The organism is Exiguobacterium mexicanum, from assembly GCF_005960665.1.
Lineage (GTDB): Bacteria > Bacillota > Bacilli > Exiguobacteriales > Exiguobacteriaceae > Exiguobacterium > Exiguobacterium mexicanum_A.
In genome coordinates this window covers 1,464,803-1,488,761 of the sequence record NZ_CP040676.1, presented here as the reverse complement: position 1 = coordinate 1,488,761, position 23,959 = coordinate 1,464,803, and the positions used below count along the sequence as shown (strand labels likewise).

General features: G+C 53.4%; 24 protein-coding genes. 21 read left to right on the top strand and 3 right to left on the bottom strand.

Going from position 1 to position 23,959, the window contains the following annotated elements; all coding sequences use genetic code 11:
- Positions 1-106: 106 nt before the first annotated feature.
- The 11 genes from panB (at position 107) to FED52_RS08000 (ending at position 10,970) form a co-directional block, all read left to right on the top strand.
- Complete coding sequence (panB, locus tag FED52_RS08050) at positions 107-943, top strand: 3-methyl-2-oxobutanoate hydroxymethyltransferase (RefSeq protein ID WP_138859551.1); 837 nt, start codon at positions 107-109, stop codon at positions 941-943.
- Entirely contained in the window at positions 940-1,770 is an 831-nt protein-coding gene (panC, locus tag FED52_RS08045; protein WP_138859550.1) for a pantoate--beta-alanine ligase, read from the top strand. Before panB ends, panC begins: the two co-directional genes overlap by 4 nt.
- A gap of 5 nt (positions 1,771-1,775) precedes the next feature.
- Positions 1,776-2,159: an aspartate 1-decarboxylase gene (gene panD, locus FED52_RS08040; protein WP_021067221.1), complete on the top strand. Its 384-nt coding sequence runs from the start codon at positions 1,776-1,778 to the stop codon at positions 2,157-2,159.
- 107 nt (positions 2,160-2,266) lie between these two features.
- Positions 2,267-5,077, top strand: coding sequence for an ATP-dependent DNA helicase DinG (dinG, locus tag FED52_RS08035; protein ID WP_138859549.1), 2,811 nt, complete (start codon positions 2,267-2,269; stop codon positions 5,075-5,077).
- 66 nt (positions 5,078-5,143) lie between these two features.
- Positions 5,144-5,329: a YpmA family protein gene (locus FED52_RS08030; RefSeq protein ID WP_016509977.1), complete on the top strand. Its 186-nt coding sequence runs from the start codon at positions 5,144-5,146 to the stop codon at positions 5,327-5,329.
- A 17-nt stretch (positions 5,330-5,346) separates the two neighbouring features.
- Positions 5,347-5,805 (top strand): hypothetical protein, encoded by a 459-nt coding sequence (locus FED52_RS08025; RefSeq protein WP_240731235.1) that lies wholly within the window; start codon positions 5,347-5,349, stop codon positions 5,803-5,805.
- A 21-nt stretch (positions 5,806-5,826) separates the two neighbouring features.
- On the top strand, positions 5,827-7,014 hold the full coding sequence (locus tag FED52_RS08020) for a pyridoxal phosphate-dependent aminotransferase (RefSeq protein ID WP_138859547.1): 1,188 nt from the start codon (positions 5,827-5,829) through the stop codon (positions 7,012-7,014).
- A 20-nt stretch (positions 7,015-7,034) separates the two neighbouring features.
- Positions 7,035-8,336, top strand: coding sequence for an asparagine--tRNA ligase (gene asnS / locus FED52_RS08015; RefSeq protein ID WP_138859546.1), 1,302 nt, complete (start codon positions 7,035-7,037; stop codon positions 8,334-8,336).
- Positions 8,337-8,395: 59 nt separating this feature from the next.
- Positions 8,396-8,983 carry a DnaD domain-containing protein gene (locus FED52_RS08010; protein WP_034777350.1) on the top strand — a complete coding sequence of 196 codons (588 nt, stop codon included), beginning with the start codon at positions 8,396-8,398 and terminating at the stop codon, positions 8,981-8,983.
- Complete coding sequence (gene nth / locus FED52_RS08005) at positions 8,983-9,645, top strand: endonuclease III (RefSeq protein WP_034777352.1); 663 nt, start codon at positions 8,983-8,985, stop codon at positions 9,643-9,645. The genes FED52_RS08010 and nth overlap by 1 nt, the downstream gene beginning before the upstream one ends.
- 104 nt (positions 9,646-9,749) lie before the next feature.
- Positions 9,750-10,970, top strand: coding sequence for an MFS transporter (locus FED52_RS08000; RefSeq protein WP_138859545.1), 1,221 nt, complete (start codon positions 9,750-9,752; stop codon positions 10,968-10,970).
- Between the two features lie 42 nt (positions 10,971-11,012).
- On the opposite strand, the gene FED52_RS07995 is transcribed toward FED52_RS08000, so the two are convergent.
- A complete protein-coding gene (locus tag FED52_RS07995) occupies positions 11,013-11,864 on the bottom strand; it encodes a DUF3800 domain-containing protein (protein WP_034777355.1) in 852 nt (283 codons plus the stop codon).
- Positions 11,865-12,216: 352 nt separating this feature from the next.
- Here FED52_RS07995 and recU point away from each other — a divergent pair, with 352 nt between their 5' ends.
- The 8 genes from recU (at position 12,217) to FED52_RS07955 (ending at position 20,968) form a co-directional block, all read left to right on the top strand.
- Entirely contained in the window at positions 12,217-12,813 is a 597-nt protein-coding gene (recU, locus tag FED52_RS07990; RefSeq protein ID WP_084592793.1) for a Holliday junction resolvase RecU, read from the top strand.
- 21 nt (positions 12,814-12,834) lie between these two features.
- The gene (locus FED52_RS07985) at positions 12,835-15,462 is read left to right on the top strand and encodes a transglycosylase domain-containing protein (protein ID WP_138859544.1); all 2,628 of its coding nucleotides are present in this window, start codon (positions 12,835-12,837) and stop codon (positions 15,460-15,462) included.
- Between the two features lie 89 nt (positions 15,463-15,551).
- Positions 15,552-16,112 carry a hypothetical protein gene (locus tag FED52_RS07980; protein ID WP_240731234.1) on the top strand — a complete coding sequence of 187 codons (561 nt, stop codon included), beginning with the start codon at positions 15,552-15,554 and terminating at the stop codon, positions 16,110-16,112.
- A 14-nt stretch (positions 16,113-16,126) separates the two neighbouring features.
- The gene (locus tag FED52_RS07975; RefSeq protein WP_138859543.1) at positions 16,127-18,376 is read left to right on the top strand and encodes a DEAD/DEAH box helicase; all 2,250 of its coding nucleotides are present in this window, start codon (positions 16,127-16,129) and stop codon (positions 18,374-18,376) included.
- Positions 18,373-19,530 carry a ribonuclease H-like domain-containing protein gene (locus FED52_RS07970; RefSeq protein WP_138859542.1) on the top strand — a complete coding sequence of 386 codons (1,158 nt, stop codon included), beginning with the start codon at positions 18,373-18,375 and terminating at the stop codon, positions 19,528-19,530. The genes FED52_RS07975 and FED52_RS07970 overlap by 4 nt, the downstream gene beginning before the upstream one ends.
- Entirely contained in the window at positions 19,527-20,072 is a 546-nt protein-coding gene (locus FED52_RS07965; RefSeq protein WP_138859541.1) for an SLOG family protein, read from the top strand. The genes FED52_RS07970 and FED52_RS07965 overlap by 4 nt, the downstream gene beginning before the upstream one ends.
- Before the next feature lie 5 nt (positions 20,073-20,077).
- Positions 20,078-20,374, top strand: a complete 297-nt coding sequence (gene gpsB, locus FED52_RS07960) for a cell division regulator GpsB (protein WP_034777365.1) — start codon at positions 20,078-20,080, stop codon at positions 20,372-20,374.
- An 18-nt stretch (positions 20,375-20,392) separates the two neighbouring features.
- Positions 20,393-20,968: an NERD domain-containing protein gene (locus tag FED52_RS07955; protein ID WP_138859540.1), complete on the top strand. Its 576-nt coding sequence runs from the start codon at positions 20,393-20,395 to the stop codon at positions 20,966-20,968.
- Between the two features lie 28 nt (positions 20,969-20,996).
- Here FED52_RS07955 and FED52_RS07950 read toward each other — a convergent pair whose 3' ends face one another.
- On the bottom strand, positions 20,997-21,290 hold the full coding sequence (locus tag FED52_RS07950; protein WP_235420186.1) for a hypothetical protein: 294 nt from the start codon (positions 21,288-21,290) through the stop codon (positions 20,997-20,999).
- A gap of 95 nt (positions 21,291-21,385) precedes the next feature.
- Between FED52_RS07950 and FED52_RS07945 the strand changes: the two genes are divergently transcribed.
- A complete protein-coding gene (locus tag FED52_RS07945) occupies positions 21,386-21,634 on the top strand; it encodes a hypothetical protein (protein ID WP_034779838.1) in 249 nt (82 codons plus the stop codon).
- A gap of 33 nt (positions 21,635-21,667) precedes the next feature.
- On the opposite strand, the gene FED52_RS07940 is transcribed toward FED52_RS07945, so the two are convergent.
- A complete protein-coding gene (locus FED52_RS07940) occupies positions 21,668-23,206 on the bottom strand; it encodes an FAD-dependent monooxygenase (RefSeq protein WP_431189067.1) in 1,539 nt (512 codons plus the stop codon).
- 152 nt (positions 23,207-23,358) lie between these two features.
- On the opposite strand from FED52_RS07940, the gene FED52_RS07935 reads away from it, so the two are divergent.
- Positions 23,359-23,937 (top strand): NUDIX hydrolase, encoded by a 579-nt coding sequence (locus FED52_RS07935; RefSeq protein ID WP_380081934.1) that lies wholly within the window; start codon positions 23,359-23,361, stop codon positions 23,935-23,937.
- Positions 23,938-23,959 lie beyond the last annotated feature (22 nt).

Genomic DNA, 23,959 nt, shown 5'->3' with positions numbered 1-23,959 from the left:
GACAGAAGGACACTCAACTACTTGAGATTGTTTTCGTGCGCCTTCTTACCATTCGTGTAGGAAGGCGTTTTTTGTAACCTGTCTCCACATTTAGGAGGAGAACCATATGCACACGATGACTTCGTTATTGAAGAAGATGAAGCAAGAAGAGAAATTGGTCATGTTGACGGCCTACGATTATCCGTCGGCAAAACTGGCCGAGGCAGCAGGGGTCGACATCATTTTAGTCGGGGACTCGCTCGGAATGGTCGTGCTCGGCTACGATTCGACAATCCCGGTGACGACTTCGGACATGGTCCACCATGCCAAGGCCGTGCGCCGCGGGGCGCGGAACACGTTCGTCGTCGTCGACATGCCGTTCGCGACATACCATGGCGACTTCGACCGCACGCTTCAAGCGGCCGCGACGTTATTCCAAGACGGTCAGGCCGATGCCATCAAACTTGAAGGGGCCGGCGAGGTGCTCGAAACGATCGAACGTCTGACGAAAGTCGGTATGCCGTGTGTGGCCCATCTTGGCCTCACCCCACAATCGGTCGGTGTGCTCGAAGGTTATAAAGTACAAGGCAAATCGCTCGAAGATGCCGAACAGTTGATTGCCGATAGCCTCGAGGCGGAGCGGGTTGGCGCGAAGATGCTCGTTCTCGAGTGTGTGCCGCACCAATTGGCCAAAAAGATTGCCGAGGCACTTACAATCCCGGTCATCGGCATCGGTGCCGGTGCCGATGTGGATGGCCAAGTACTTGTCTATCACGATATCTTGAAATATGGCGTCGACCGCCTGCCGAAGTTCGTCGAGGCGTATGCCGATGTGAACGAAGTCGCGACGACGGCAATCCGCAATTATGTCGAGGCGACGAAAGACGGCTCGTTCCCGCTCGAACGGCACACGTTCACGATGGATGAGTCGTTGCTCGACACGCTCTACGGGGGCAAGGCATGAACATCGTCACGACACCACATGACTTACAGAAACTGTTGAACGACGCCGGGACGATCGGTTTCGTCCCGACGATGGGTTATTTGCATGAAGGGCACCTCAGTCTCGTCGAGGCGGCCAAGTCAGAGAACGACCTCGTCGTCATGAGCATCTTCGTCAACCCGACCCAGTTCGGTCCGAACGAGGACCTCGACCGCTATCCGCGTGATTTCGAGCGAGACGAGGCGCTCGCCCGCGAGGCGGGTGTCGACGTCTTGTTCTACCCGAACACGGAGACGATGTATCCCCTCGACATGGCTCGCGTCACGGTACGTACCGGCGCAGATGTCCTCTGCGGAGCGAGCCGGCCCGGTCATTTCGATGGCGTTTTGACCGTCGTGTCCAAGCTGTTCAACTTGGTCCGTCCGACGCGTGCTTATTTTGGTTTGAAGGACGCGCAACAAGTCGCCTTGATCGAAGGATACGTCCGTGACTATTTCGTCCCGGTCGAGATTCGACGCTGTCCAATCATCCGTGAAGAATCAGGTCTCGCCAAGTCGTCCCGGAACGTCTATTTGTCGGAGACGGAGAAGGCGGATGCGAGTGACATCAATCGGGCATTGGCTGAAGCAAAGGATGCGCTTGTACAAGGCAAAACGATTCAAGATGTGAAAGCACATCTCGAGGAACGTCTGAAGAACATCCCAAACAGTACGATCGACTATGTCGAGATCAAAGACTACCCGACGTTGACCGAGGTGACCTCCGCGTCGACCGAACTATTGATTGCCGTAGCGGTGCAGTTCGAACGGGCCCGCTTGATTGATAATGTGATTTGGAAGAGAGGATGAATCCAATGATTCGAACATTTATGCACGCGAAACTACACAAAGCGACCGTCACCGAGGCGAACTTGCATTACGTCGGCTCGATCACAATCGATGAAGATTTGATGGACGCGGTCGGCATCATGGAAAACGAACATGTGCACATCACGAACAACCATAACGGAGCCCGTATCGAGACGTATGTCATCAAAGGAGAACGAGGTTCGGGTGTCGTCTGTCTGAACGGTGCAGCGGCCCGTCACTTCCAAGTCGGAGATGTCGTCATCATCATGGCGTACGGCCAAATGACGGCCGAGGAAGCGAAACAGCATCGTCCGAAAGTCGCCGTCTTGAACGAACGGAACGAGATCGATCAACTTCTTTATGAAGAGATCGCCCATACGATTCTATGACACGAGCGGGGATGTCCGATAGAGGCATCCCCGTTTTTTCGTGTATCGTTCTATGGTAAGATGAGACAGACAGAAAGCACGAGCGTGCCGAAGATGGGATGGATGTTATGGACACCTATGTGATAGTGGATTTGGAGACGACTGGTCATTCCGTCAAGTCCGGCGACGAACTGATTGAATTTGCGGCGGTGGTCGTTCAAGGGAGTGAAGTGATTGAGCGCTACAGTACCTTGATTCGCCCGAGTCGCCCAATCCCGCCTTTTATCACGCAGTTGACGACGATCACGAACCAAGACGTGGCGGAAGCCCCGACGTTTGAGGAAGTGATCCCAGATATATGGAAGATGCTCGATGGGCGAATATTCGTCGCCCACAACGTGTCTTTCGATTTGAATTTTTTAAATGAAAGCCTCGAGCAAGCCGGGTACTTGCCGTTCCAAGGGCGAGCGATCGATACGGTCGAGCTGGCCCGGATCTTATACCCGACGCTTGAGAGCCATGCGCTCGAGTCGCTCGCCGAGACGTTTGATCTCGTGCATACTGACGCGCACCGGGCGCTCAGCGATGCCGAGGCGACGGCGGAACTGTTCATTCGTTTGATTGAACGGTTGCGCGCCTTGCCGCTCGTGACGTTACAACAGTTACGACGCCTGTCCGAGTCGTGGACGAGCAACGTCGAACCGCTCCTCGACGAGTTGATTCTTGAGGTCGGGATCCGAGCCGACGATGAGACGACGTTCGATATTCATCGGAAAATCGCACTCCGACGTCTCGTCGATACGTTCGAACCCGCTGTCGAACGCGACCCGTTCGAGCCGTTTCTTCACCGGACGATCGAAGAGACGCTTCCGGCACTATTCGGTCAATTTGAACCGCGTCAAAGCCAGTTCGAGATGATGCGACACGTCTATAAGGCGCTCGACGACGAGGCGACGCTGTTGATCGAGGCGGGTACGGGGACCGGAAAGACATTGGCGTATTTGATTCCGAGCGCACACCACGCCCTCGAGACGAAGCGCCCGGTCGTCGTCAGCACACATACGATTCAGTTGCAAGAACAGTTGTTGAATCGAGATTTACCAATCTTAAAAGCGATTTTCCCTGAAATCGAGTTCACACTTTTGAAAGGGAGACGCAACTACATCGACCTCCGAAAGTTCGAGATGATTCTCGAAGAAACGAATGACGGGCTGCTCCCGGCGATGTGCAAGGCAATGGTCCTCGTCTGGTTGACCGAGACCGAGACGGGGGACTTGGAAGAGTTGTCATTGCCCGGTGCGGCGTCACAAGGGCCGGCCTCGTTCAAACGGCTGATTCAGGCCGATGCCGCCTCTGACTTCGGTCGCTTCGACCCTTGGTATAGCCGTGACTTCTTCACCCGGGCCGTCTTGCGCTCGAAAGAGGCCGATATCATCGTGACGAACCATGCTTTGTTGTTCTCTGATTTGCAACACCAGGCTGGGATTCTCCCGACCGATACGCCACTCGTCTTGGACGAGGCGCATCAAGTCGAGGAAGTCGCATCGCATCACTTCGGAGTCACGTTTGACGCGATTCAATTTGACCGCTTGTTCAAATGGTTCGGCTACGGTGCCGACGGCAAGTTTCATTCGCGCGTGCTCGGGCTCGCCGATTTGACGTCCGTCTCGGAAGAAGCCGAGGCGTTCAGCAAAGCGACCGATCAAGCACTCGCCCGCGTCGACGATGAGCTGAACGATTTGCTCACGGCGCTCCAGTCACTCGGGAAAAAACGGGAGCAACGTCAAACCGTCCGCTTCGAGCGGGAAGGGGAACCGTTCCGACCAATCCGTGAAGTGGCGAAACGGCTCGAAGACCGTCTGCGCACGTTACGGACGACATTGCGACAACTGCACCGTCTCCTCGATGAGCATAAAGAGCATATGACGTTCAAACAACGGGCCGTGCTCGGTGATTTGAAAGCGTTCATCGGCGACGTGCGCGATATAGAGAGCGTCCTCTACGAGACGATGCTCACGCGGGACGACGATGCCGTCAGTTGGGTTGAGCTCAATCTGGCTAATCGCAAGTTGACCTCGGTGTACACCCAGCCGGTCGAGATCGGACCGCTCCTGCATGAGCGGCTGTTCGCCAAACGGCCGACCATCCTGACGTCGGCGACGATGACCGTCTCAGGACGATTCGGCTTCATCGAGCGGCGTCTCGGACTCGATGGGGAAAACGTTCGCCGCGTCGTCCTGGCGTCACCGTTTGATTTCAAGAAGCAAGCGAAACTGTTCGTTCCGTCCGACATCCCGCTCATCAACGAAGTTCCGTTGCCGCGGTTCGTCGAGCAGATCGCGGACTCGATCGCCCAAATCGCCAACGTGACGAAAGGACGGATGCTCATCTTGTTCACGTCGAACGAACTGTTGCGTTTGACGCACGAGGCTGTCAAAGACCAATTGGATGAGGCGTACACGCTCCTCGCCCAAGGGGTCAGCGGCGGATCGCGAAGCCGCTTGACGAAACAGTTCAAACGGATCGACCAGTCGATTTTGTTCGGAACGGCAAGTTTTTGGGAAGGGGTCGATATTCCGGGCGAGGCACTCACCTGCCTCATCATCGTCCGGCTTCCGTTCGCGCCGCCCGACCAGCCGGTCATGCAGGCTCGGTCCGAGAAGATCGAGGCGACCGGTAAATCGTCTTTCTTTGAACTATCGCTTCCGCAAGCGGTCATCCGCTTCAAGCAAGGGGTCGGTCGCCTGATCCGTTCGAAAGAGGACTACGGCGCTATCTTCGTCTTCGACCGTCGCGTCGAGACGACGCGTTACGGCAAGCAGTTCATCAATAGTCTACCGTCCGTCGATCGAATTGACGGACCGCTCGAGACCGCACTCGCTGAACTTGAGCTGTTTTTAGACGAGAAAGAGAAGACCGGGCTAGGAAATCAGAGATAACGCTAGGCATCGTGAAATTATCGCTTTATAATAATGGGTATAGTGTTTTTTGAAGGAGGAGTAATCATGAATTCGAATATTGAGACGTTGGCGACGGTTCGAATCGAGCCGACGGCAGACGTCTACAAAATCGTCGACTTGTTGAATCGTACGTTGAAGAGCCAAGATTTAATGTTCGGTCTTGCTTTAGAGAAAAAAGTGAATGATCCGAAGAAAGAAGAGATGGTGTTCACCATCTATCGGACGGAATGACACGGAAGACAAAAGTAGTGATTGCGTTCATGACGGCACTCATCGGTGTCATCATCGTATTTAGTGGCATTTATTGGTTCACGGTCGGCCACACCGAGCGGACGAAAGAGAAAATGATCGAGGAAGCGCGCGAGCGACTCGTCGACGAGCAACCGTCCGTCTCGATTGAACGGGCCGAACTGTTTAACGGGACAGAACCGTATGTCGTCTTCGAGGAGACAGATCGGGTCCAGTTCGTGCCGGTCGACGACAAGTTGCCAATCGAGACACGGGACATCGCAACGGTCGATTCAGAACAAATCTGTGCCGACTCGGTCGCAGAGACCGGCGGTACGCTCGTCAGCTGTAAATATGGCTTCGATGAACGGGCATTGATCGAAGTCGTGACAAAAGCGGGCACGTCTTACACGTACTCGTACTATACGCTCCAAGCGGGCGAATTCATTCGACGGGTCCAATTGACGGACTCGCTTTGACGAAACTAGAGGGGGATCTCAATGGAACATCTATTGGCACAACGTGTAAAGCAGTTGACACCTTCAACGACACTCGCCATCACGGCGAAAGCGAAAGCGTTAAAAGCGTCGGGTCAAGACGTGATCGGGCTAGGGGCCGGTGAGCCGGACTTCAATACGCCTGAACGCATCATCGAGGCAGCCTGTCAGGCGGCACGCGATGGCGACACGAAGTATACCCCATCTGGCGGGACGGTCGCACTCAAAGACGCGATCATCGAAAAGACGAAACGCGACAGCAACTTAACGTTCACACGTCCAGAGGTCATGGTCGCTTCCGGTGCGAAACACGCCCTCTATGCGCTGTTCCTAGCGATTTTAGATGAAGGGGACGAGGTCATCATTCCGGTACCATATTGGGTCAGTTATCCGGAGCAAGTGAAGCTGGCTGACGGAGTTCCGGTCTACGTCGACACGAACGAGACGACGATGTTCAAATTGACGCCGGAGCTGCTCGAGGCGGCCATCACGGATCGGACGAAGGCGGTCATCTTGAACAGCCCATCGAACCCGACCGGCATGATTTATACAGAATCTGAACTTTCGGCGCTTGCGGACGTCGTCAAACGGCACGATTTGCTCGTCGTCAGTGACGAGATTTATGAGAAACTCGTCTACGGCGATGCGGAGTTCGTCTCCATCGCGACGCTTCCTGACATGCGGGAACGGACGATTATCATCAACGGTGTCTCGAAGTCGCATGCGATGACGGGATGGCGCATCGGCTATGCGGTCGGTGACAAGACGATCATCGAGGCGATGACGAACCTCGCGTCGCACTCGACATCGAACCCGACGTCGATCGCGCAAGCTGCGGCGGTCGAAGCCTACAATGGGCCACAGGATGATGTCGAGATGATGCGTGTCTCGTTTGCTGAACGACTCGAGATCGTCTATGAACGACTCATTGCGATTCCAGGAATCACATGCTTGAAGCCACAAGGCGCATTTTACTTATATGCCAACGCCAAAGAAGCGGCGACGATGAGCGGTTACGACTCGGTCGATGCGTGGTGCGAGGCCGTCCTCGGTGAAGCGTACGTCGCGCTCGTCCCGGGTTCAGGTTTTGGTCAGGACGACTACGTCCGCTTGTCATATGCAACAGAATTAAAACGAGTACTAGAAGCGCTCGATCGAGTGGAAGACTTCATTACACGTAACGCTCGATAAGCGAAAGGATGGATATGAACATGACAACTATTTCAATCAGCCAATTTAAAGACTATGAAGGCCAGACGGTCCGGGTCGGAGCTTGGATCGCCAACAAACGTTCGAGCGGAAAGATCGCGTTCCTTCAACTTCGTGACGGGAGCGGCTTTGCCCAAGCGGTCGTCGTCAAAGCCGATGTGGCAGAAGATTTGTTTGCCCTCGCCAAAGGCGTGACACAAGAAACATCGGTCTGGGTGACCGGTACCGTCAAATCGGACGGTGGTCGCACGCCGCTTGGGTTCGAACTCGAGGTGACGGACATGGAAGTGATCGCGGAGTCGGTCGACTATCCAATCACACCGAAAGAGCACGGGACAGAGTTCTTGATGGACAACCGTCACCTTTGGCTCCGCTCGCGTCGTCAGCACGCGATCATGAAAGTCCGTAACGAGTTGATCCGGGCGACGTACGAGTTCTACAACCAAGAAGGGTTCGTGAAGATCGACCCACCGATCATCACGTCGAGCGCACCGGAAGGCACAACGGAATTGTTCGAGACAGATTATTTCGGACAGCCGGCCTACTTGTCGCAAACCGGCCAACTCTATATGGAAGCCGCAGCGATGGCACTCGGGAAAGTATTCTCGTTCGGACCGACGTTCCGGGCCGAAAAATCGAAGACGCGCCGTCACTTGATCGAATTCTGGATGATCGAGCCAGAGATGGCGTTCTTCGACCACGATATGAGCCTCGAGCTCCAAGAGCGTTACGTCTCATACATCGCCAAGTCGGCACTTGAGAACTGCCGCAACGAATTGGAACTGCTCGGACGTGACTTGTCAAAACTTGAAAAAGTTCAAGCACCGTTCCCGCGCGTCCGTTATACGGATGCGATCAAGTTCTTGAAAGAGGAAGGCTTCGACGACATCGAGTATGGTGACGATTTCGGTGCACCGCACGAGACGGCCATCGCCAACGCGCATGACCTCCCGGTGTTCATCACCCATTGGCCGAAAGACATCAAACCGTTCTATATGAAAGTCGACCCGGAGAACCCGGAACACGTCCTTTGTGCCGATTTGATCGCGCCGGAAGGTTACGGCGAAATCATCGGCGGCTCGCAGCGTGAAGACGACTACGACCGCTTGAAAGAAGAAATCATCAAAGAAGGTCTTGATGAGACGGACGCGTACGACTGGTATCTCGAACTCCGTAAATACGGGTCGGTCCCGCATTCTGGCTTCGGCCTCGGCCTTGAGCGGACGGTTGCTTGGATTAGCGGGATCGAGCATATCCGCGAAGCGATCCCGTTCCCACGTCTCTTGAACCGCATTCACCCATAATCGCCGATCGGGGATGACTTTGTCTTCCCCGATTGATTTGTCTAGAAAGGATGTGCGACATGGATGCACATAATATAATCAAGCTGTTCGAACAAAATCCAGTCGTCGTTCCGAGGAAACTGTTCACCGAGGCACGTCGCCTCAACTTGACGCCGGTCGAGTTCAATCTCGTCATCCATCTGCTTGAAATGATTGGGGAAGGCATCGAGATGCCGCTTCCGAGTGAGCTCGGGGACCGGATGAACGTGGCCGAGAGCGAGGCCCGCGCCGTGTTGCTCGGCCTGCTCCAAAAAGAGTTGATCGCCATCGACGCGTCGGCCGAGGTCGAACGATACAGTCTGCTTCCATTGTTCTTGGCGCTCGAGGAAGGGGCGGCACCTGAAAAATCGGCCCATTCGTTGAATGAGAACATCATTCATACGTTTGAGCGCGAGTTCGGGACAATCACTCCATTTGAGATCGAGCAGATTGTCGGCTGGTTGACCGAGGACGGCTTCAGCGAAGAGCTGATCATGGCCGCGCTTCGGGAAGCAAAACTACGCAACGTACGGAACTTCAAATATATGGACAAGATCCTCCGGGTGTGGCAAGACCATAACGTCGAGTCGCTCGAGGACCTCGTCGATTATCAACGGAGGAAAAAGTGATGTTGACGAGAGCCCAATTGAACGAAGTGTCGGACGAGATGCGCCGTATGTTCCCGGACGCCCACTGTGAGTTGACGCACCGCAACCCGTTCGAGCTGGTCGTGGCCGTGGCGTTATCGGCGCAGGCGACGGATGCACTCGTCAACAAAGTGACGCCTGGTCTGTTCGAGGCCTATCCGACCGTCGAATCGATGGCCGCGGCAGACGTCGCCGACATCGAGGCGTTAATCAAGCGCATCGGTCTCTATCGGAACAAGGCGAAAAACGTGAAGGCGCTGTCGATGCAAATCGTGGAACGTCATAACGGAATCGTTCCGTCGGACCGCGAATCGCTCGAGGCATTGCCTGGCGTTGGACGGAAGACGGCGAACGTCGTCTTGTCCGTCGCGTTTCATGAACCGGCGTTCGCCGTCGACACACACGTCGAGCGCGTCTCGAAACGGCTCGGGATTTGTCGTTGGAAAGACAACGTCCGTCAAGTCGAGGACACGCTCATGAAGAAGTTCCCACGCGAAGAATGGTCTCAGCTCCATCATCAGTTCATCTTTTTCGGACGTTACCATTGTAAAGCGCAACGTCCTGCCTGCGAGACGTGCCCGTTGTTGCACATGTGCCGCGAAGGCAAGAAACGAATGAAGTCCAAGCAAGCGACCGGACAATGAACAAGCGTCTTCCTGATTACAATGATCAGGAAGACGCTTTTTATACGTGGGGGGGTATTTTTTGGTATACTCAATCCAGTTAGCAATCGGCAAGGAGGATGTATATGGGGGAAACCCGGATTGGAATAAAAGAAAATCAAATGAACTTTATCTTGCTCGTCGTGACGAACTTTTTCGTCGGGTCGATGGTCGGCCTCGAACGGACGATCTTGCCCATCATCGGAGAAGAGGACTTCGGGCTCGTCTCGACGAGTGCGGCACTATCGTTCATCATCAGCTTTGGGTTCTCGAAGGCTGTCGTCAATTACTTCGCAGGAGCCATCGCCGATCGATTCGGGCGCAAGAAAGTGCTCGTCTTCGGCTGGGGGATCGGGGTATTCGTCCCCGTGCTCGTCATGTTGGCCCCGGCCTGGTGGATGATCATCGTGGCGAACGTCTTGCTTGGGATCAACCAAGGACTGACGTGGTCGATGACGGTCAATATGAAGATTGATTTGGCTAAACCGACGGAGCGGGGGCTCGCGGTCGGACTGAATGAATTCGCCGGTTATGTCGGTGTCGCCGTGATGGCCGCCGTCTCTGGGATGATTGCCGTCACGTACGGCAGTCGGCCGGAACCGTTTTATATCGGTGTCCTCGTCGCATTCATCGGTCTCGGGTTATCATTGTTCGTCCGCGATACGACGAATCAGGTACAGCTCCAACCGACGAGCGGGTCTGAGAAAACACGTTCTGCGAGAGACGTATTTATGACGACGACTTGGAAAGATCGCTCGCTCTCGAGTCTGACGGTGGCCGGTCTGTCGACCAATCTGAAAGACGGCATGGCATGGGGCTTGTTCCCGATTTATTTTGCCGCACAAGGGCTCAGTCTAGCTGAAGTCGGATTAATCGTGGCGGTCTATCCGGCGGCGTGGGGCTTCTTACAACTGTTCACCGGGGTATGGAGCGATCGCATCGGACGCAAAGGATTGATCGTCGCCGGGATGTGGGTCCAGGCCGGTTCGCTTTTGGCGATTCTCGTCATGTCCGACTATTGGCAATGGGTGCTCGCCGCGGTCATGCTCGGCATCGGGACGGCAATGGTCTATCCGACGCTCCAAGCCTCGATCAGTGACATCGCCGAGCCATATTGGCGCGCCTCAGCAATGGGCGTCTATCGGTTTTGGCGCGACAGCGGCTATGCGTTCGGGGCCATCTTTGCCGGGGTGTTGACCGACATATTGTCCATCGATTGGGCGATCGGGCTTGTGGCCGTCCTACCGTTCCTGGCCGGACTCAATGCGCTCGGTCGTTTGCGGGAGACACTTCCAGGTTTGCGTTAATCAAAAAACTGCCTTGCCGAAGATTTCGGCAAGGCGGTTTTTTTAATGGTTCCACGGATGGTCGCTCCATTCGCGGCGTTTTTTCGTGATCGGTACTTTTTTGAATCCCCAGTTACGGAAATCTTGGTCAGGACTTTCTTTACGAATGTAAATCTTGTCCTTGATGGCTTTGAAGATCCGGTTCTCATCCCCATAATGGACGAACCGTGGTTTCACTTCGATGACGCCGCGACGTACGCGCGAGAGCGGTAGACAGACGAGGTCAGCGATTTCAAGCCCAGACTGATAGATTGTGTTCTGTTTTTCCGAGAAGATGAAACCTTTAATCTTTTGTCGGCTCTTCTCGACGTCGAGATGGACCGTCCCTGAATTGAAGATATCGAAGAACGCTTTTTGGATGAGCAAGTTTTGATAGTCGTCTCGCGATTCCAAGACGACACGGGCGCTGACCGCTTCCGTCTCTTCTAAGAATGCATAAAACGATTTCATCAAGTGGGCGAAGGCGACGACGTACGGGTCTTTCGGCGTTGAATAGAAGTCGTGAAGTTTTTGTTTATCGACCTCGACGCTGATGATCGTACAGTTGATATCGCGTAGGAAGTCCGGCAACTTGTTCCAAAAGTCACGAAGCATATCGATCGTGATGCCATCCTCTTTTCCATACGGATGCTCGGCCTTTAAAATCTCTTTTAAATGGAGCGGGATATTCTCCGTCTTGAACACGTCGCGTTTGAAGGCATGTAACCGGCGCTTCAACTCGCACGGCATCCCGGCCTCGTCGGCATCGATCGCATATTTGTATTCCATCAATACGCCGGTGAGGTTGAACTGGGTATTTCCTTTTGGCGTGCCCGTCTCATCGACGAACATGACATACTTCTTTTGTGTTTCCATCTTACTCCTCCAACCATGGCTCAACTGTTTATCTCAGCGAGCCTGCTAATTGTTTTCCAACCTTGGTTTACATTGCTTATTGCGCACTTTTTCAAACTTACGTCAATCTGCGTTTAATCTGTCTTGATTATGGCTAATAAGTAGAAGACTTATTTCAGAAAAATAAATAGCTCTTCCGTAACAAGGTCGTGTCAATTTGACTACACAATGAACTACCTACTAGTTTAACATACGGGAGTTTGGTACGATATGGATTGCGGAAAATCTACACAGGAGTCGAGCGACAGAACTCGACAATCAGACTTCAGACGGAAGGAACGGCTGGACCAACCTGTTAAACTAGAGACTAGGGGTGACGACATTGTTCCATTATCCGAACGGGAAAAAGCCGAAACCTGCGGCAACGCCGGTCCGCTCTAATCCGCAGACGTATGCGAATCGAGGCATGAACCTTGAGACGCTGCTGAACGACACGAATGAGTTTTACCGACTCCATGGACGAGCGGTCATCCATAAGAAGCCGACACCGCTGCAAATCGTGAAAGTCGATTACCCGAAACGGAGCGCGGCGAAAGTGACCGAGGCGTATTTCAAGCAAGCGTCGACGACCGATTATAACGGGGTGTATCGCGGGAAGTACATCGATTTCGAGGCGAAAGAGACGAACAATAAGACGTCATTTCCACTCGGAAACTTCCACGACCACCAAATCAACCACATGCGTGAGTGCGAGCGGCATGGAGGGGTTTGTTTTGTCATCATTCGGTTTAGCCGCTATAATACGCAATATGTGTTATCAACGGAGCAATTATTAGTTTGGTGGGAACAGCGCGAATCGGGACGGAAGTCGATTCCGCTCTCCTATATCGAGCAAGAAGCAATCGAAGTTCCAACCCGGGCGATGCCTGCCGTCGATTATTTGACGGCGATTGAGGCGTGGCTCGATTGAAATAGAAGGAGTGAAGCGTGAATGGAACGAAGTCGGATGGCACGTCGACAAGATACGACGAGTAATAAACGTAAACCAGCGGCCAAGAAGCCGAAACAAAAAACGAAGAAGTCGAAGTTTCGACGCATTTTAACGATTTTAGGGATTTTATTCATTATCGGCGTCATCGCCGGTGCCGCATACACTGCGTATGCGATCGCGACGGCACCGCCGCTCGATGAAGAGAAGTTGGTCGATACGTATCCAATCCAACTATTATCACCTGAAGGCGAACCGCTCGAAGGAAGCGGACAAATTCGGGAGTACGTCTCCATCGATGAAATTTCAGAAGTGATGCAACAAGCGGTCATCTCGATCGAGGACCGTCGCTTCTATGAACATAACGGGATTGACTTGCGCCGTATCGGCGGCGCCGTGGTCGCGAACTTGACGGACGGCTTCGGGGCCGAAGGTGGTTCGACGATCACGCAACAGCTCGTCAAACAATCGTTCTTGTCGACCGACAAGAAATTGAAGCGGAAGCTGCAAGAACAGTGGCTCGCCATCAAACTTGAGCGCGAGTACACGAAAGAGCAGATTCTCGAGATGTACTTGAATAAGAACTATTACGGTACAGGCGGATATGGTGTCCAAACGGCATCGAAACGCTACTTCAATAAGCCGGTCTCAGAAGTGAATTACCAAGAGGCGGCCATTTTGGCGGGTCTCCCGCAACGTCCGAGTGCCTATGACCCGATCAACGGGGACCAGGAACTGACGCGTTATCGTCAAGAGCAAGTGCTCTCAGCGATGAAGCGTGACGGTCATATCACGGAAGAAGAATACAACCAGGCGCTCGACGTTGAGATCGCGGACGTCATCTCGCCAGGTGAAGAAACAGAAGAAGAGACGTACACGCGCTCCATTTACGCTCGCGTCCAAGCCGAGCTCGAGGAAGACTACGGTCTCGAGCAGGCCGACATTTACGGGACGGGCTTGAAAGTGTATACGTCAATCAATAAAGATTTGCATACGAAGTTCAATAACGACATTAAGAACGATAACGTCAACCTTCCAACAAGTGAGTTCCCAGAAGATCTTCGCATGGGCGCGACCGTATTGAATACGAAGACGGGTGAAATCGTCGCCGTCATCGACAGTCAACAAGCGAAACAAGGCGATAAGAAATATCGCGACTATTCGCGCGAGAAACGCCAAATCGGGTCGACGGCGAAACCGTTCTTCGATTACGGTCCAGGAATCGAGAACGCACAGTGGTCGACTGGGAAAGTCTTGATTGATAAAGAGTTTGACGAAAGCGAAACTTTTAAACCAGGGAACTACTATCCAGGGTTCCGCGGTGCCAACACGATGCGTTACTATTTGACGGTTTCTGGTAACACACCAGCCGTCCGTGCCTTCTATGAAGTACAGGAAGAGTTCGGTTCGGAGGCGATTGAGTCGTTCGTCGAGAACGTCGGCATCGAACCGGCGCGGGCGGGTGACGAGATTCTGCCGGCAAACAGTCTAGGTGTAGCGGAAGCGAGCACGACGCAAATGGCGGCCGCTTATGCGGCGCTCGGGACGAACGGGATGTACACGAAGCCGCACTTGATCCAAAAAATCGAGTTCAACGACGGCTCGACGATTAACTCACCAATCAAAGCGAAGCAGGCGATGGAAGACTATACGGCTTACATGTTGACGGATATGCTTCGTGACGTCGTCAGCGGTTCGAACGGGACGTATGAACCAGGCGCGTTCCCGTACGACGTCGCCGGGAAGACCGGGACGACGAACGATGAAAAGGGCGATGAGAATGATAAATGGTTTACCGGCTATACGACCGATTACTCAATTTCGGTATGGACGGCCCGTGCATCAAATGACATACCCGTATCGTTGTTTAAACCGAACTACGCCCAATATTACTTCGAGTATATGATGCAAGAAGTAACGAAAGCGACGGGTCAACCGGATCGCTTCCAGCAACCGGAATCGGTGCTCTCGCTCGGAAACGAGTTGTACGTCAAAGGAACGAAACCAAAAGACTTGCAGCCGGACAAACTCGCCGCGCCGACCGGCGCATCGATTGACTACGATGTGCCAGGCGAGACAGGTACGCTCTCGTGGTCATACGACAAGCAAGCAGTCGAAGCAGCTGGTTACCAAGGACTTTCGTTCACCGTGACGGAGACACGTCCGGACGGTAGCGAGCGTGTCGTCGGGACGACCGAAGACACAAGCATCGCCATTTCTGGCCTCGGTGAAGGGGAGACGACGTTCACGATTGTCGCCAACGCGACGAACGCGCTCGTCGGCGATCAACAGTCGAGCCCGCTCCAAACTTCCTACACGGTCGAACGGAGCGAGGAGCCTGCTGCCGAAGAGGAAGAAGAGCCAGCCACGGAAGAGACGCCTCCTGAAGAAGAAGGCGAGCAAACCGATGGTGAGAGCAACGAGAACAATGGCAATAACGAAAACAATGAGAATAACGGAAACGACAACAACACCGAAGACGAGAACACGGTAGAACCGACTGAAGAAGAACCGACAACCGATGAGACAGACGGGGAGTCGGATTCGGAGGGGGACATCAGCCGTCAATCGACGTCAGACTCGGACGACCGTAACAACGGCAACGGGAATGGCAACGGTGGTCGTGACTAATCTGACTCACAGGAAACAGGGCGACATCAGCGCCCTGTTTTTCTGTTTCGTTTGCTATAATGAAAAGAAAGCGAATAGGATGGTGACACATGGTACAACTCTCATTGAAACGTAAGATGAAAGTATTGTTTGTGATCGACCGACTGCAAGAGGATGATTTTGGCATCCCGTTACATGGCGTCAATGGCTTGAAGATGGGCCGATTGCTCCTCGAGGAATCGATTCCGTTCGGACGCTTGATTGATGATCAAGCCGTGGCCGAGGCCAGTGGCCATCCCTATTTGAAACGAATCGGCGTTGAGACGATGTTTCTCGGCGACGAGTCATATTACCCTGAACTTCTGCGGGGCAAGCGCCAAGCGCTCGCGACGCATGAAGATTATCATAAAGCGGTGCAGCGTTACACGAAGCATTTACAAGCGGTCCACTCGAAGTGCACGAAGCTACATACCATCGTCTTGTTCGGACGGTCGACGCAACGGTTGTTTGACGATGCGATCACGCGTCTCGAAGAAGAGAATGAGCATGTCGCCGATTCGTTCAAAGCGATGGACGTGCTCCGTTTGCCGGCCGTCCACCGGCTCGTACATGACGAACGGATTAGCCAAGTCAAGGCTGTCGTGGAACGTCTTGCACCTTCGAAATCGTAAAGAAGGTGAACTCTATGCGGAAAAAATGTTCCGTGGAAGAAATGATTCAGACGCTCAAGACCGACCCGGGTTTCTCGGGCAACGTGACGCATTGGCACACGGTCGAGGCGAAGCCGGCCCGGTATGCGCCGATTCCATCGAGCGTTCCGCCAGATCTCGTCCGGGTGCTCCATGGCCGTGGAATCGAACAACTGTACACCCATCAGGCCGAAGCAATCGAGCAGACGTCTCGAGGCAACTCGACGGTCATCGTCACCCCGACCGCTTCCGGGAAGACGCTCTGTTACAATCTGCCGGTTTTATCGAAAATGATTGAACAACCGAATGCCCGGGCGCTCTACTTGTACCCGACGAAAGCGCTCGCCCAAGACCAAAACAGTGATTTGATGGAGATGGTCGAGGCGCTCGAAGGTGACCTCCGCTGTTTCACTTACGATGGGGACACGGCGCCAGCGGCTCGTACGAAAGTACGGGACGCCGGCAATATCGTCATCACGAATCCCGATATGCTTCACTCTGGAATCTTGCCGCATCATACGAAATGGATTCGCTTGTTCGAGAACTTGGAATATATCGTCGTCGACGAGTTGCACACGTACCGAGGGGTATTCGGCAGCCACGTCGCCAACGTGTTTCGTCGTTTGAAACGGATCTGTGCCTATTATGGGAGCCATCCGAAATGGATCATGACGTCAGCGACGATTGCCAACCCGGTCGAGCTGGCTGAACTGTTGACCGAAGAGGACGTCGTCCTTGTCGACAACAACGGGGCGCCCCAAGGGAAGAAACATTTGATTTTCTACAATCCGCCCGTCGTCAATGAGGCGCTCGGGATTCGTCGGAGCGCCACGCTCGAGACGAAGCGGATCGCCTCAAAGCTCGTCGAAGCGGACATTCAGACGATCGTCTTCGCCCGCTCACGGGTACGGGTCGAGGTGTTGTTGACGTATTTACAAGAACTGACGCGGCGCGAGCTCGGACCAAAATCGATCGTTGGCTATCGGGGCGGCTACTTACCGTCGGAGCGTCGTGAAATCGAGCGTCGGCTCCGTAACGGTGAGATTAAAGCTGTCGTCTCGACGAATGCGCTTGAACTCGGCGTCGATATCGGCCAGTTGCAGGCGTGTGTCTTGAACGGCTATCCGGGCACGGTCGCCTCGATGTGGCAACAAGCGGGCCGGGCCGGACGCCGTCATTCCGAGGCGCTCGTCATTTTTGTCGCCTCGTCTTCTTCGCTCGATCAACTCGTCGTCGAACAGCCCGATTTGATTTTAGACCGGTCTCCGGAAGCGGCTCGTCTCGACCCGAACAATTTAATCATTCTCGTTGACCATATGAAATGTGCCGCCTTCGAACTGCCTTTCTCAAAAGGGGAACGATTCGGCACGGTCGAGACGGAAGAAATTCTCGATTTCTTGACGGACGCCCACATCTTGCATGAACGGGCCAATAAATATTATTGGATGACGGACGCATTCCCGGCTCATGACATCTCGCTGCGGACGAGTGACCAAGAGAATGTCGTCATCGTCGACCAGACCGCGAAAAACCAGGTCATCGGAGAGATGGATACGTTCAGCGCGATGACGTTACTGCATGACGAGGCCATCTATTTACATGGGGCCGAGCAATATCAAGTCGAACGACTCGACTTTGAAGAGAAGAAAGCTTACGTCCGACGTGTCGACGTCGACTACTATACGGACGCCAATTTGGCGGTCGAACTGAAAGTGTTGGAAGAGAACAAGACGACCGGCGTGAAGACGTTCGGTGAAGTATCGGTCATCGCGATGGCGACACTATTTAAGAAAATCAAGTTCGGGACGCACGAGAATATCGGTTCCGGACCGATTCATTTGCCGGAACGAGAACTGCACACGACGGCGACGTGGTTCACGCTCGACGAACGGTTCGCCTACTCGGAGGCCGACATGGAAGATCAGCTCGAAGCGGTCAGTGATCTCTTGCGGCGGCTCGCCCCGCTCTATTTAATGTGTGACACGCTCGACTTGTTCACGACGATTCAAATGAAAGCGACCCATACGAACAAACCGACCGTCTATTTATACGACCGCTACCCAGGCGGAATCGGGCTGAGCGAGGCGCTTTATCGCGACGCCGATGAGGTCTTGGATGCAGCCATCCGTACGGTCGAGGACTGTCCGTGTGAGAGCGGCTGTCCGCGGTGCGTCGGCATGATTGGGTACGGTGATTTCAAACAGCAGGTCGTCCAGCAGTTGCATGCATTGAAAGGATCGATATGAAAGCAAAACTATCACGACTCATCAAAACGAATGAACCGAAACAAACGGCCGTGACGCCGGACGACGTCGAACAAGCAAAATGGCGGGCCCGGGGTGGAGAAATCCTGACGTTCGAACAAGAGTGGTGTGTCCGCTTGAAGCAGATTTATCCGCTCGACGAGACGTACCACGACTTTACGTTCGGAGAGGCGAAAGCCTCACTCGCGACATCGACCCATCCCTTTTTCCAAGTCGATGTCCCGTCCGAGCAGGTGTTGTTCATAGATACCGAGACGACTGGGCTCCGTGGATCGGGGACCTCGATCTTTTTGATCGGATTCGCGCGTTTCCAAGGAGACCATCTCGAGATGATCCAATACGTGTTGCCTCATCCCGCGTTCGAGACGGCATTTTATTATCACTTCTTGAACGACATCGGCGACGAGGTCCGTTTCGTGACGTATAACGGAAAATCGTTCGACTGGCCCCAAATCAAGACACGGCACACGTTCGTCCGCTCGAAAGTCAAAGCGTTACCGGCCGTCGGCCATGTCGATTTGTTGCATGCCTCACGGCGATTGCTGAAACCGACGCTCGAATCGGTATCGCTCAAGGCGGTCGAGGCCCATTTCGGCCACGCCCGGACGGACGACTTGCCCGGCTTCTTGGCACCGATGCACTATTTCCAATATGTGAAGGACCGGGAACCAGATATTTTACAGCCGGTCATCGAACACCATCATGCCGACTGTCTAAGCCTCGTCTCGCTCTACAAACGGCTCTGTCATCTCGTCGAAGCCGACGAGACGCCGTTTGGTGAAGAACGGGCGCACTGGTTGAACGACCTCGGCAACGCCGAGGCGGCGCTTCAAGAGTACGAGAGGCTCGAACAGCCGACGAAGCGGGCCTTGATGCGTCAAGCGCTCCTGTTAAAACGGACCGGTCAGATGGAGCAGGCGTTGCCGCTGTTCGAACAAGTCGGTACGGTCGAGGCGCTCGTCGAATTGGCGAAATACGCCGAACATCGCGAAAAAGACATCAATCGGGCCATCATCTATACCGAACAGGCCATCGCTTTGGCGGAACGGAAAGAGACGGTGCTTCGACAGACCGCTTTGACCGAGATGCGGGCGCTTCGGCACCGGATGAACCGGCTAGAAAGGAAGCAGTCATGAAAGTTGTCGCCATCACAGGATACCGGCCGCATGAACTCGGCATCTTCAAATCCGACCATCCCGGTATCGGCATCATCAAGGAAGCGTATGAGCGAAAAATTGTCGAAGCCATCGAGCTCGGAGCCGAATGGTTCATTTTTAGTGGCACGAACGGTTGTGAATTATGGGCTGGAGAAGTATTGTTAGAGTTAAGAGAAACTTATCCAATCAAAATCGCCGTATTTCCACCTTTTTTACAGATGGAAGAGAAGTATAAGCCGTACGAGCAAGAATTGTTCATTCGTTTGCAGCTCGAGGCCGACTTTTTTGAAGCGCTGACCCAGCGTCCTTACGAGGACCCGAGCCAGTTGCGGGCAAAAACTGCCTTCTTTTTAGACAAAGCAGCAGGATTAATCACACTGTATGACGAAGAGACGGGAGGAAGCCCACGCTTTCTCGTCGAAGGGGCTAAACGAAAACACCAGATGGAGTTATTCTTGATCACACAGGAAGAATTACGCGTGATTGAAGAAGAAAAACAATGGGAACAACATTGGGAGTGAAAATGATGCAAACTGAATTAACAGCCGAAGCCATTTATAAACAAGAATTCAAGACCGCCCTTCGTGGGTACTCACAAGAAGAAGTCGACCAGTTTCTGGACGTCGTCATCCGCGATTATGAGAAGATGACGAAAGAAATCGAACGGTTGCGCCAAGAGAACGAGTCGCTCCGCCGCGGTTCGAACGAACAAGCAGAACCGGTCAAACCGGCCCAGCCTGTCGCGTCGAACTATGACATGTTGCGTCGCATCTCGAATTTAGAAAAGGCCGTCTTCGGAAAACAGGTCGGCCCGAGCGAATAAAGTGAGGAGGTGGAAAAGATGTTACAAGTATTGACGGCCGTCAAAAAAGAACCTGAGAAACGACAGACGAAAGGCTTGTTCCGCACGAAAGAAGAAGTCATCGCACCGCCGAAGTCGTACACGGACGAGATCGTCGAGATTATCCGTCACACATGCCGGTTTGATTGGATGATGATTGAACAAGTCGAGCTTGGTGAGGATGTGCTCGATTATGTATTGGTCGGCCCGAAAGGCGTCTTTTTAGTCCGCATCAATCGGACGACGTCGGCCGTCCATATGACGAACCGTGACTGTCGTCTCGAGACGTCGCTCGGTTGGAAAAACATCTATCCGCATCCGATGGAAGAGCTTGAGCGGATGACGAAGCACGTCAGGAGCGTCCTGAAGAAGCAATGCGGACAGGCAGTCCCTGTCACGTCGTTCTTGATTTTCCCTGAGACATCCCGTCTCAAGGTCGAACGCATCAAAGCCAACTGTGCCGATACGTTCGATGTGATCGATGACGTCATCGCGAAAACGAAGCTCGAGCTGTTGTCGGAGGCGACAATTAAACACATCGCCTACTATTGCTCGGAGCGTCAAGTACATAAATGAAAATGGCGCTGAAGCTTCAGCGCCATTTTCATTTCAATAATTGTCGGGCTTGTTCTGCATCTTTACGATGGACGAACAAAGCGACCCGGTCGTCCAAGTTTTTTGCGAGCGGGCGGAACAGGCGCCCGGTCGGCAAGCCGTGTTCGACGCGACACGTGATGCCTTGTTCCGTCAAATACGTATAGTCGTCGAGCAGCGCCTCGCCTTGCTTGCCAAACGCCTCGCCGAAACGGACCCACTGTAAATTACGGACGGCGCGGATCGAGACGAGCACGACGAATGTGATGCCTAAGACGATAATCAATAGCGTTTCCAAATCCAAAGCGTTCAACCCCTTCTTTACATAATTTTAAGGGTGCAACCGCTTGAAAGCAACAACGATAGACCGGTATACTCAAAAGAAAGTGAGGGATGACGATGAAAACAACGATTCAATCGCGTCGCGAAGCCGTGACGCTGCTAGAAGACAAGCACGTGCTCTACATCCGCATCCATAACGGGCAGACCGGGATGATCAAACAAACCGAAGACGGAATCGTCGTCGCGATTCCGAATGAAGAGACGGACAAAGTCGATTTCCGCAAGTTAGAGGACATTGAAGCGTTTGAGGCGTTCTACGATTTGACGCTCTCGAAGCCAGGGACGCTTTATTATAACCAAGCGTAAACAAAGCTCCACTCATATCGAGTGGAGCTTTTGTCATGGTGTCGGGAGCCAAGTGGACATCGTCTCTTGCAACGAATCAGGGCGCAGGTGCCGCTGTTTATGAAGCAAATAGCCGTCCGGTCGGATGACGAGCACGCCGCGCTTCATGAACAATGATTTCGCGAGCTCGTTGCCTTGGTCGAAGAAGGGACGACTCGTCTTCGAGAGCGTGATGATTTGGAAGAACGATTGATGATCGTTCAAATAATCATAGAGTTCGGTCGCATCACGTTTATCATCGTCGAGGATGAGCACTTGGAACCGGCCGTCCGCAATCTCCGAGATTTTGGTGCGCAACCCGTCATCGGTCCGGATGATCTCGATCTCCGGGAAGATCTTGCCCTTGGCGACACGCAAAAACGGAATTCGGGAATGCCCGGGATAAGACAAGTGCAGTTGGGCGATTCGTTCCGTTATTTTTTGGTTGACCAAGTTGACGCGCGTAAAGACGTCGGCGCCGAGCGCTTGGAACGGCAAGAAGACAGGCAACGTCGTCTGTAACACCTCAGTCGCCACGTTCGTCGTCTGAAGTACGTTACGAGCCACGTGTTCACGTTCGTCGCGATACGAGGCGACGACGCGGAACGGGGCACCAGCCTTCAAATGAAGCCACAACTTCCACCCGAGGTTGAACGAGTCGGCGATGCCGGTATTCATCCCTTGTCCGCCTACGGGTGAGTTGATATGGGCGGCGTCTCCCATTAAAATGACTCGATTGTGGATGAACGAGTCGACCATACGGTTGTGGACCCGGAAGAGCGAGAACCACTCAACTTCGTCGATCTCGACATCCATATGGCTTCGCTGTTCAATCAAATTGCGCAGTTCCGACTCATTGAACGACTCGTCGCTCGCGAGGTTCCCTGTGATGCGAATCGTGTCATCCGTGAGCGGGAAAACTTCTAAGACGCCCCGGTCGGAAAAGAAAATATGCACTTCTTCGCGCGAGATGTTCCATTTGGCTTTCATATCGGCGAGCACCCATGACTCTTTGAATGATTTTCCGCTAAACGGAAGGGCGAGCATCCGACGAATCGAACTGTTCGCCCCATCGGCAGCGACGACGTATTTGGCTTCGATCGTCCGGTTTGATGCATCTGACTCAAGGTGGGCGAGCACTCGAGACGGGTAATGTGTCAACGAGACGAGCGATTCACCGCGCTGGACGGAATGACCGTGTCCGTTTAACGCATCCTCTAAAATCGCCTCGGTCTCGTTTTGGCGTAGCAGCGTCACGAACGGGTACGGCGTGACGAGGCGAGAAAATTCAAGTTTGGCCGTCCATTGACCCGAGAAGTATAGATTGCCTTTCTCGATGGTCCGTGCCCGGCCGAGTACTTCCTTGGCGACATCGAGACGAGAGAACACTTCGATCGTTCGCGGTTGAATCCCGATGGCCCGGGAATTGTTCGACGGGGTCGTCTTACGATCAATAATTTCAAATGAGATCCCATATCTGGCTAACGTCAATCCGAGCGTGAGTCCGGTCGGGCCCGCTCCGACGATCAATACATCAACTTGTTTGTCCACCACATCTACCATCTCCTATCATTAATAATGATATTTCCGACATTTGATGCGTTTAAACGAGGAGACAACGGTGGAACTGTAGAAACATAGAGAATGAGGTGGAGAACATGAAACAATCGTGGATCACGGAACAACAATTGCGTGACAGTTTTTCGATGGAAGAGAATTATGAACAGACGGCTGCCGTGTTGATTCCTTTGGTCGAGGTCGATGGAGCGTGGCATGTCATCTTTGAAGTGCGCGCCCATACGATGCGGCGCCAGCCTGGAGAAATCTCATTCCCGGGCGGCCGTCTCGATCCTGGCGAGACCCCGGTCGAGGCGGCTATTCGTGAGACGAGTGAGGAGCTATTGCTCGCGATGGAAGAGATTGAAGTGATCGGTCGCCTGCAACCTCTCGCGACGCCACATCGGCAACTGATCTATCCGTTCGTGGGGGTGATTCCGACAATCCCTGACGTCCGTCACACCGATGAAGTCGACCATCTGTTCTCAATCCCGGTCGAGACGTTGCTGTTGCTCGACCCGTTCCACGGCGAAATGGAATGGACGATGAATCCTGATCAAAATATTCCGTTTGACCGGATGGCGAATGCTAAAGCGTACGAAAAACGGGTAATTAAAATGAGAGAACCTTTTTATGAACATGAAGACTACATTATTTGGGGATTGACTGGGAAAATTTTGACACAATTTATTAAACGGCTTAAAGAAAACGTATTCAAACCGATATAATTTCGTTATAATGATAGAAACA

Bases quoted from the DNA above. Each gene is read 5' to 3' on its own strand.
- nth (WP_034777352.1), top strand. From the start codon at position 8,983: ATGTTGACGAGAGCCCAATTGAACGAAGTGTCGGACGAGATGCGCCGT.
- FED52_RS07935 (WP_380081934.1), top strand. From the start codon at position 23,359: ATGGAAGAGAATTATGAACAGACGGCTGCCGTGTTGATTCCTTTGGTC.
- panD (WP_021067221.1), top strand. From the start codon at position 1,776: ATGATTCGAACATTTATGCACGCGAAACTACACAAAGCGACCGTCACC.
- panB (WP_138859551.1), top strand. From the start codon at position 107: ATGCACACGATGACTTCGTTATTGAAGAAGATGAAGCAAGAAGAGAAA.
- dinG (WP_138859549.1), top strand. From the start codon at position 2,267: ATGGACACCTATGTGATAGTGGATTTGGAGACGACTGGTCATTCCGTC.
- FED52_RS07955 (WP_138859540.1), top strand. From the start codon at position 20,393: ATGTTACAAGTATTGACGGCCGTCAAAAAAGAACCTGAGAAACGACAG.
- FED52_RS07975 (WP_138859543.1), top strand. From the start codon at position 16,127: ATGCGGAAAAAATGTTCCGTGGAAGAAATGATTCAGACGCTCAAGACC.
- FED52_RS07985 (WP_138859544.1), top strand. From the start codon at position 12,835: ATGGAACGAAGTCGGATGGCACGTCGACAAGATACGACGAGTAATAAA.
- FED52_RS07980 (WP_240731234.1), top strand. From the start codon at position 15,552: ATGGTACAACTCTCATTGAAACGTAAGATGAAAGTATTGTTTGTGATC.
- FED52_RS08010 (WP_034777350.1), top strand. From the start codon at position 8,396: ATGGATGCACATAATATAATCAAGCTGTTCGAACAAAATCCAGTCGTC.
- FED52_RS07965 (WP_138859541.1), top strand. From the start codon at position 19,527: ATGAAAGTTGTCGCCATCACAGGATACCGGCCGCATGAACTCGGCATC.
- panC (WP_138859550.1), top strand. From the start codon at position 940: ATGAACATCGTCACGACACCACATGACTTACAGAAACTGTTGAACGAC.
- gpsB (WP_034777365.1), top strand. From the start codon at position 20,078: ATGCAAACTGAATTAACAGCCGAAGCCATTTATAAACAAGAATTCAAG.
- asnS (WP_138859546.1), top strand. From the start codon at position 7,035: ATGACAACTATTTCAATCAGCCAATTTAAAGACTATGAAGGCCAGACG.
- FED52_RS08000 (WP_138859545.1), top strand. From the start codon at position 9,750: ATGGGGGAAACCCGGATTGGAATAAAAGAAAATCAAATGAACTTTATC.
- FED52_RS07945 (WP_034779838.1), top strand. From the start codon at position 21,386: ATGAAAACAACGATTCAATCGCGTCGCGAAGCCGTGACGCTGCTAGAA.
- FED52_RS08020 (WP_138859547.1), top strand. From the start codon at position 5,827: ATGGAACATCTATTGGCACAACGTGTAAAGCAGTTGACACCTTCAACG.
- FED52_RS08030 (WP_016509977.1), top strand. From the start codon at position 5,144: ATGAATTCGAATATTGAGACGTTGGCGACGGTTCGAATCGAGCCGACG.
- FED52_RS07970 (WP_138859542.1), top strand. From the start codon at position 18,373: ATGAAAGCAAAACTATCACGACTCATCAAAACGAATGAACCGAAACAA.
- FED52_RS07995 (WP_034777355.1), bottom strand. From the start codon at position 11,864: ATGGAAACACAAAAGAAGTATGTCATGTTCGTCGATGAGACGGGCACG.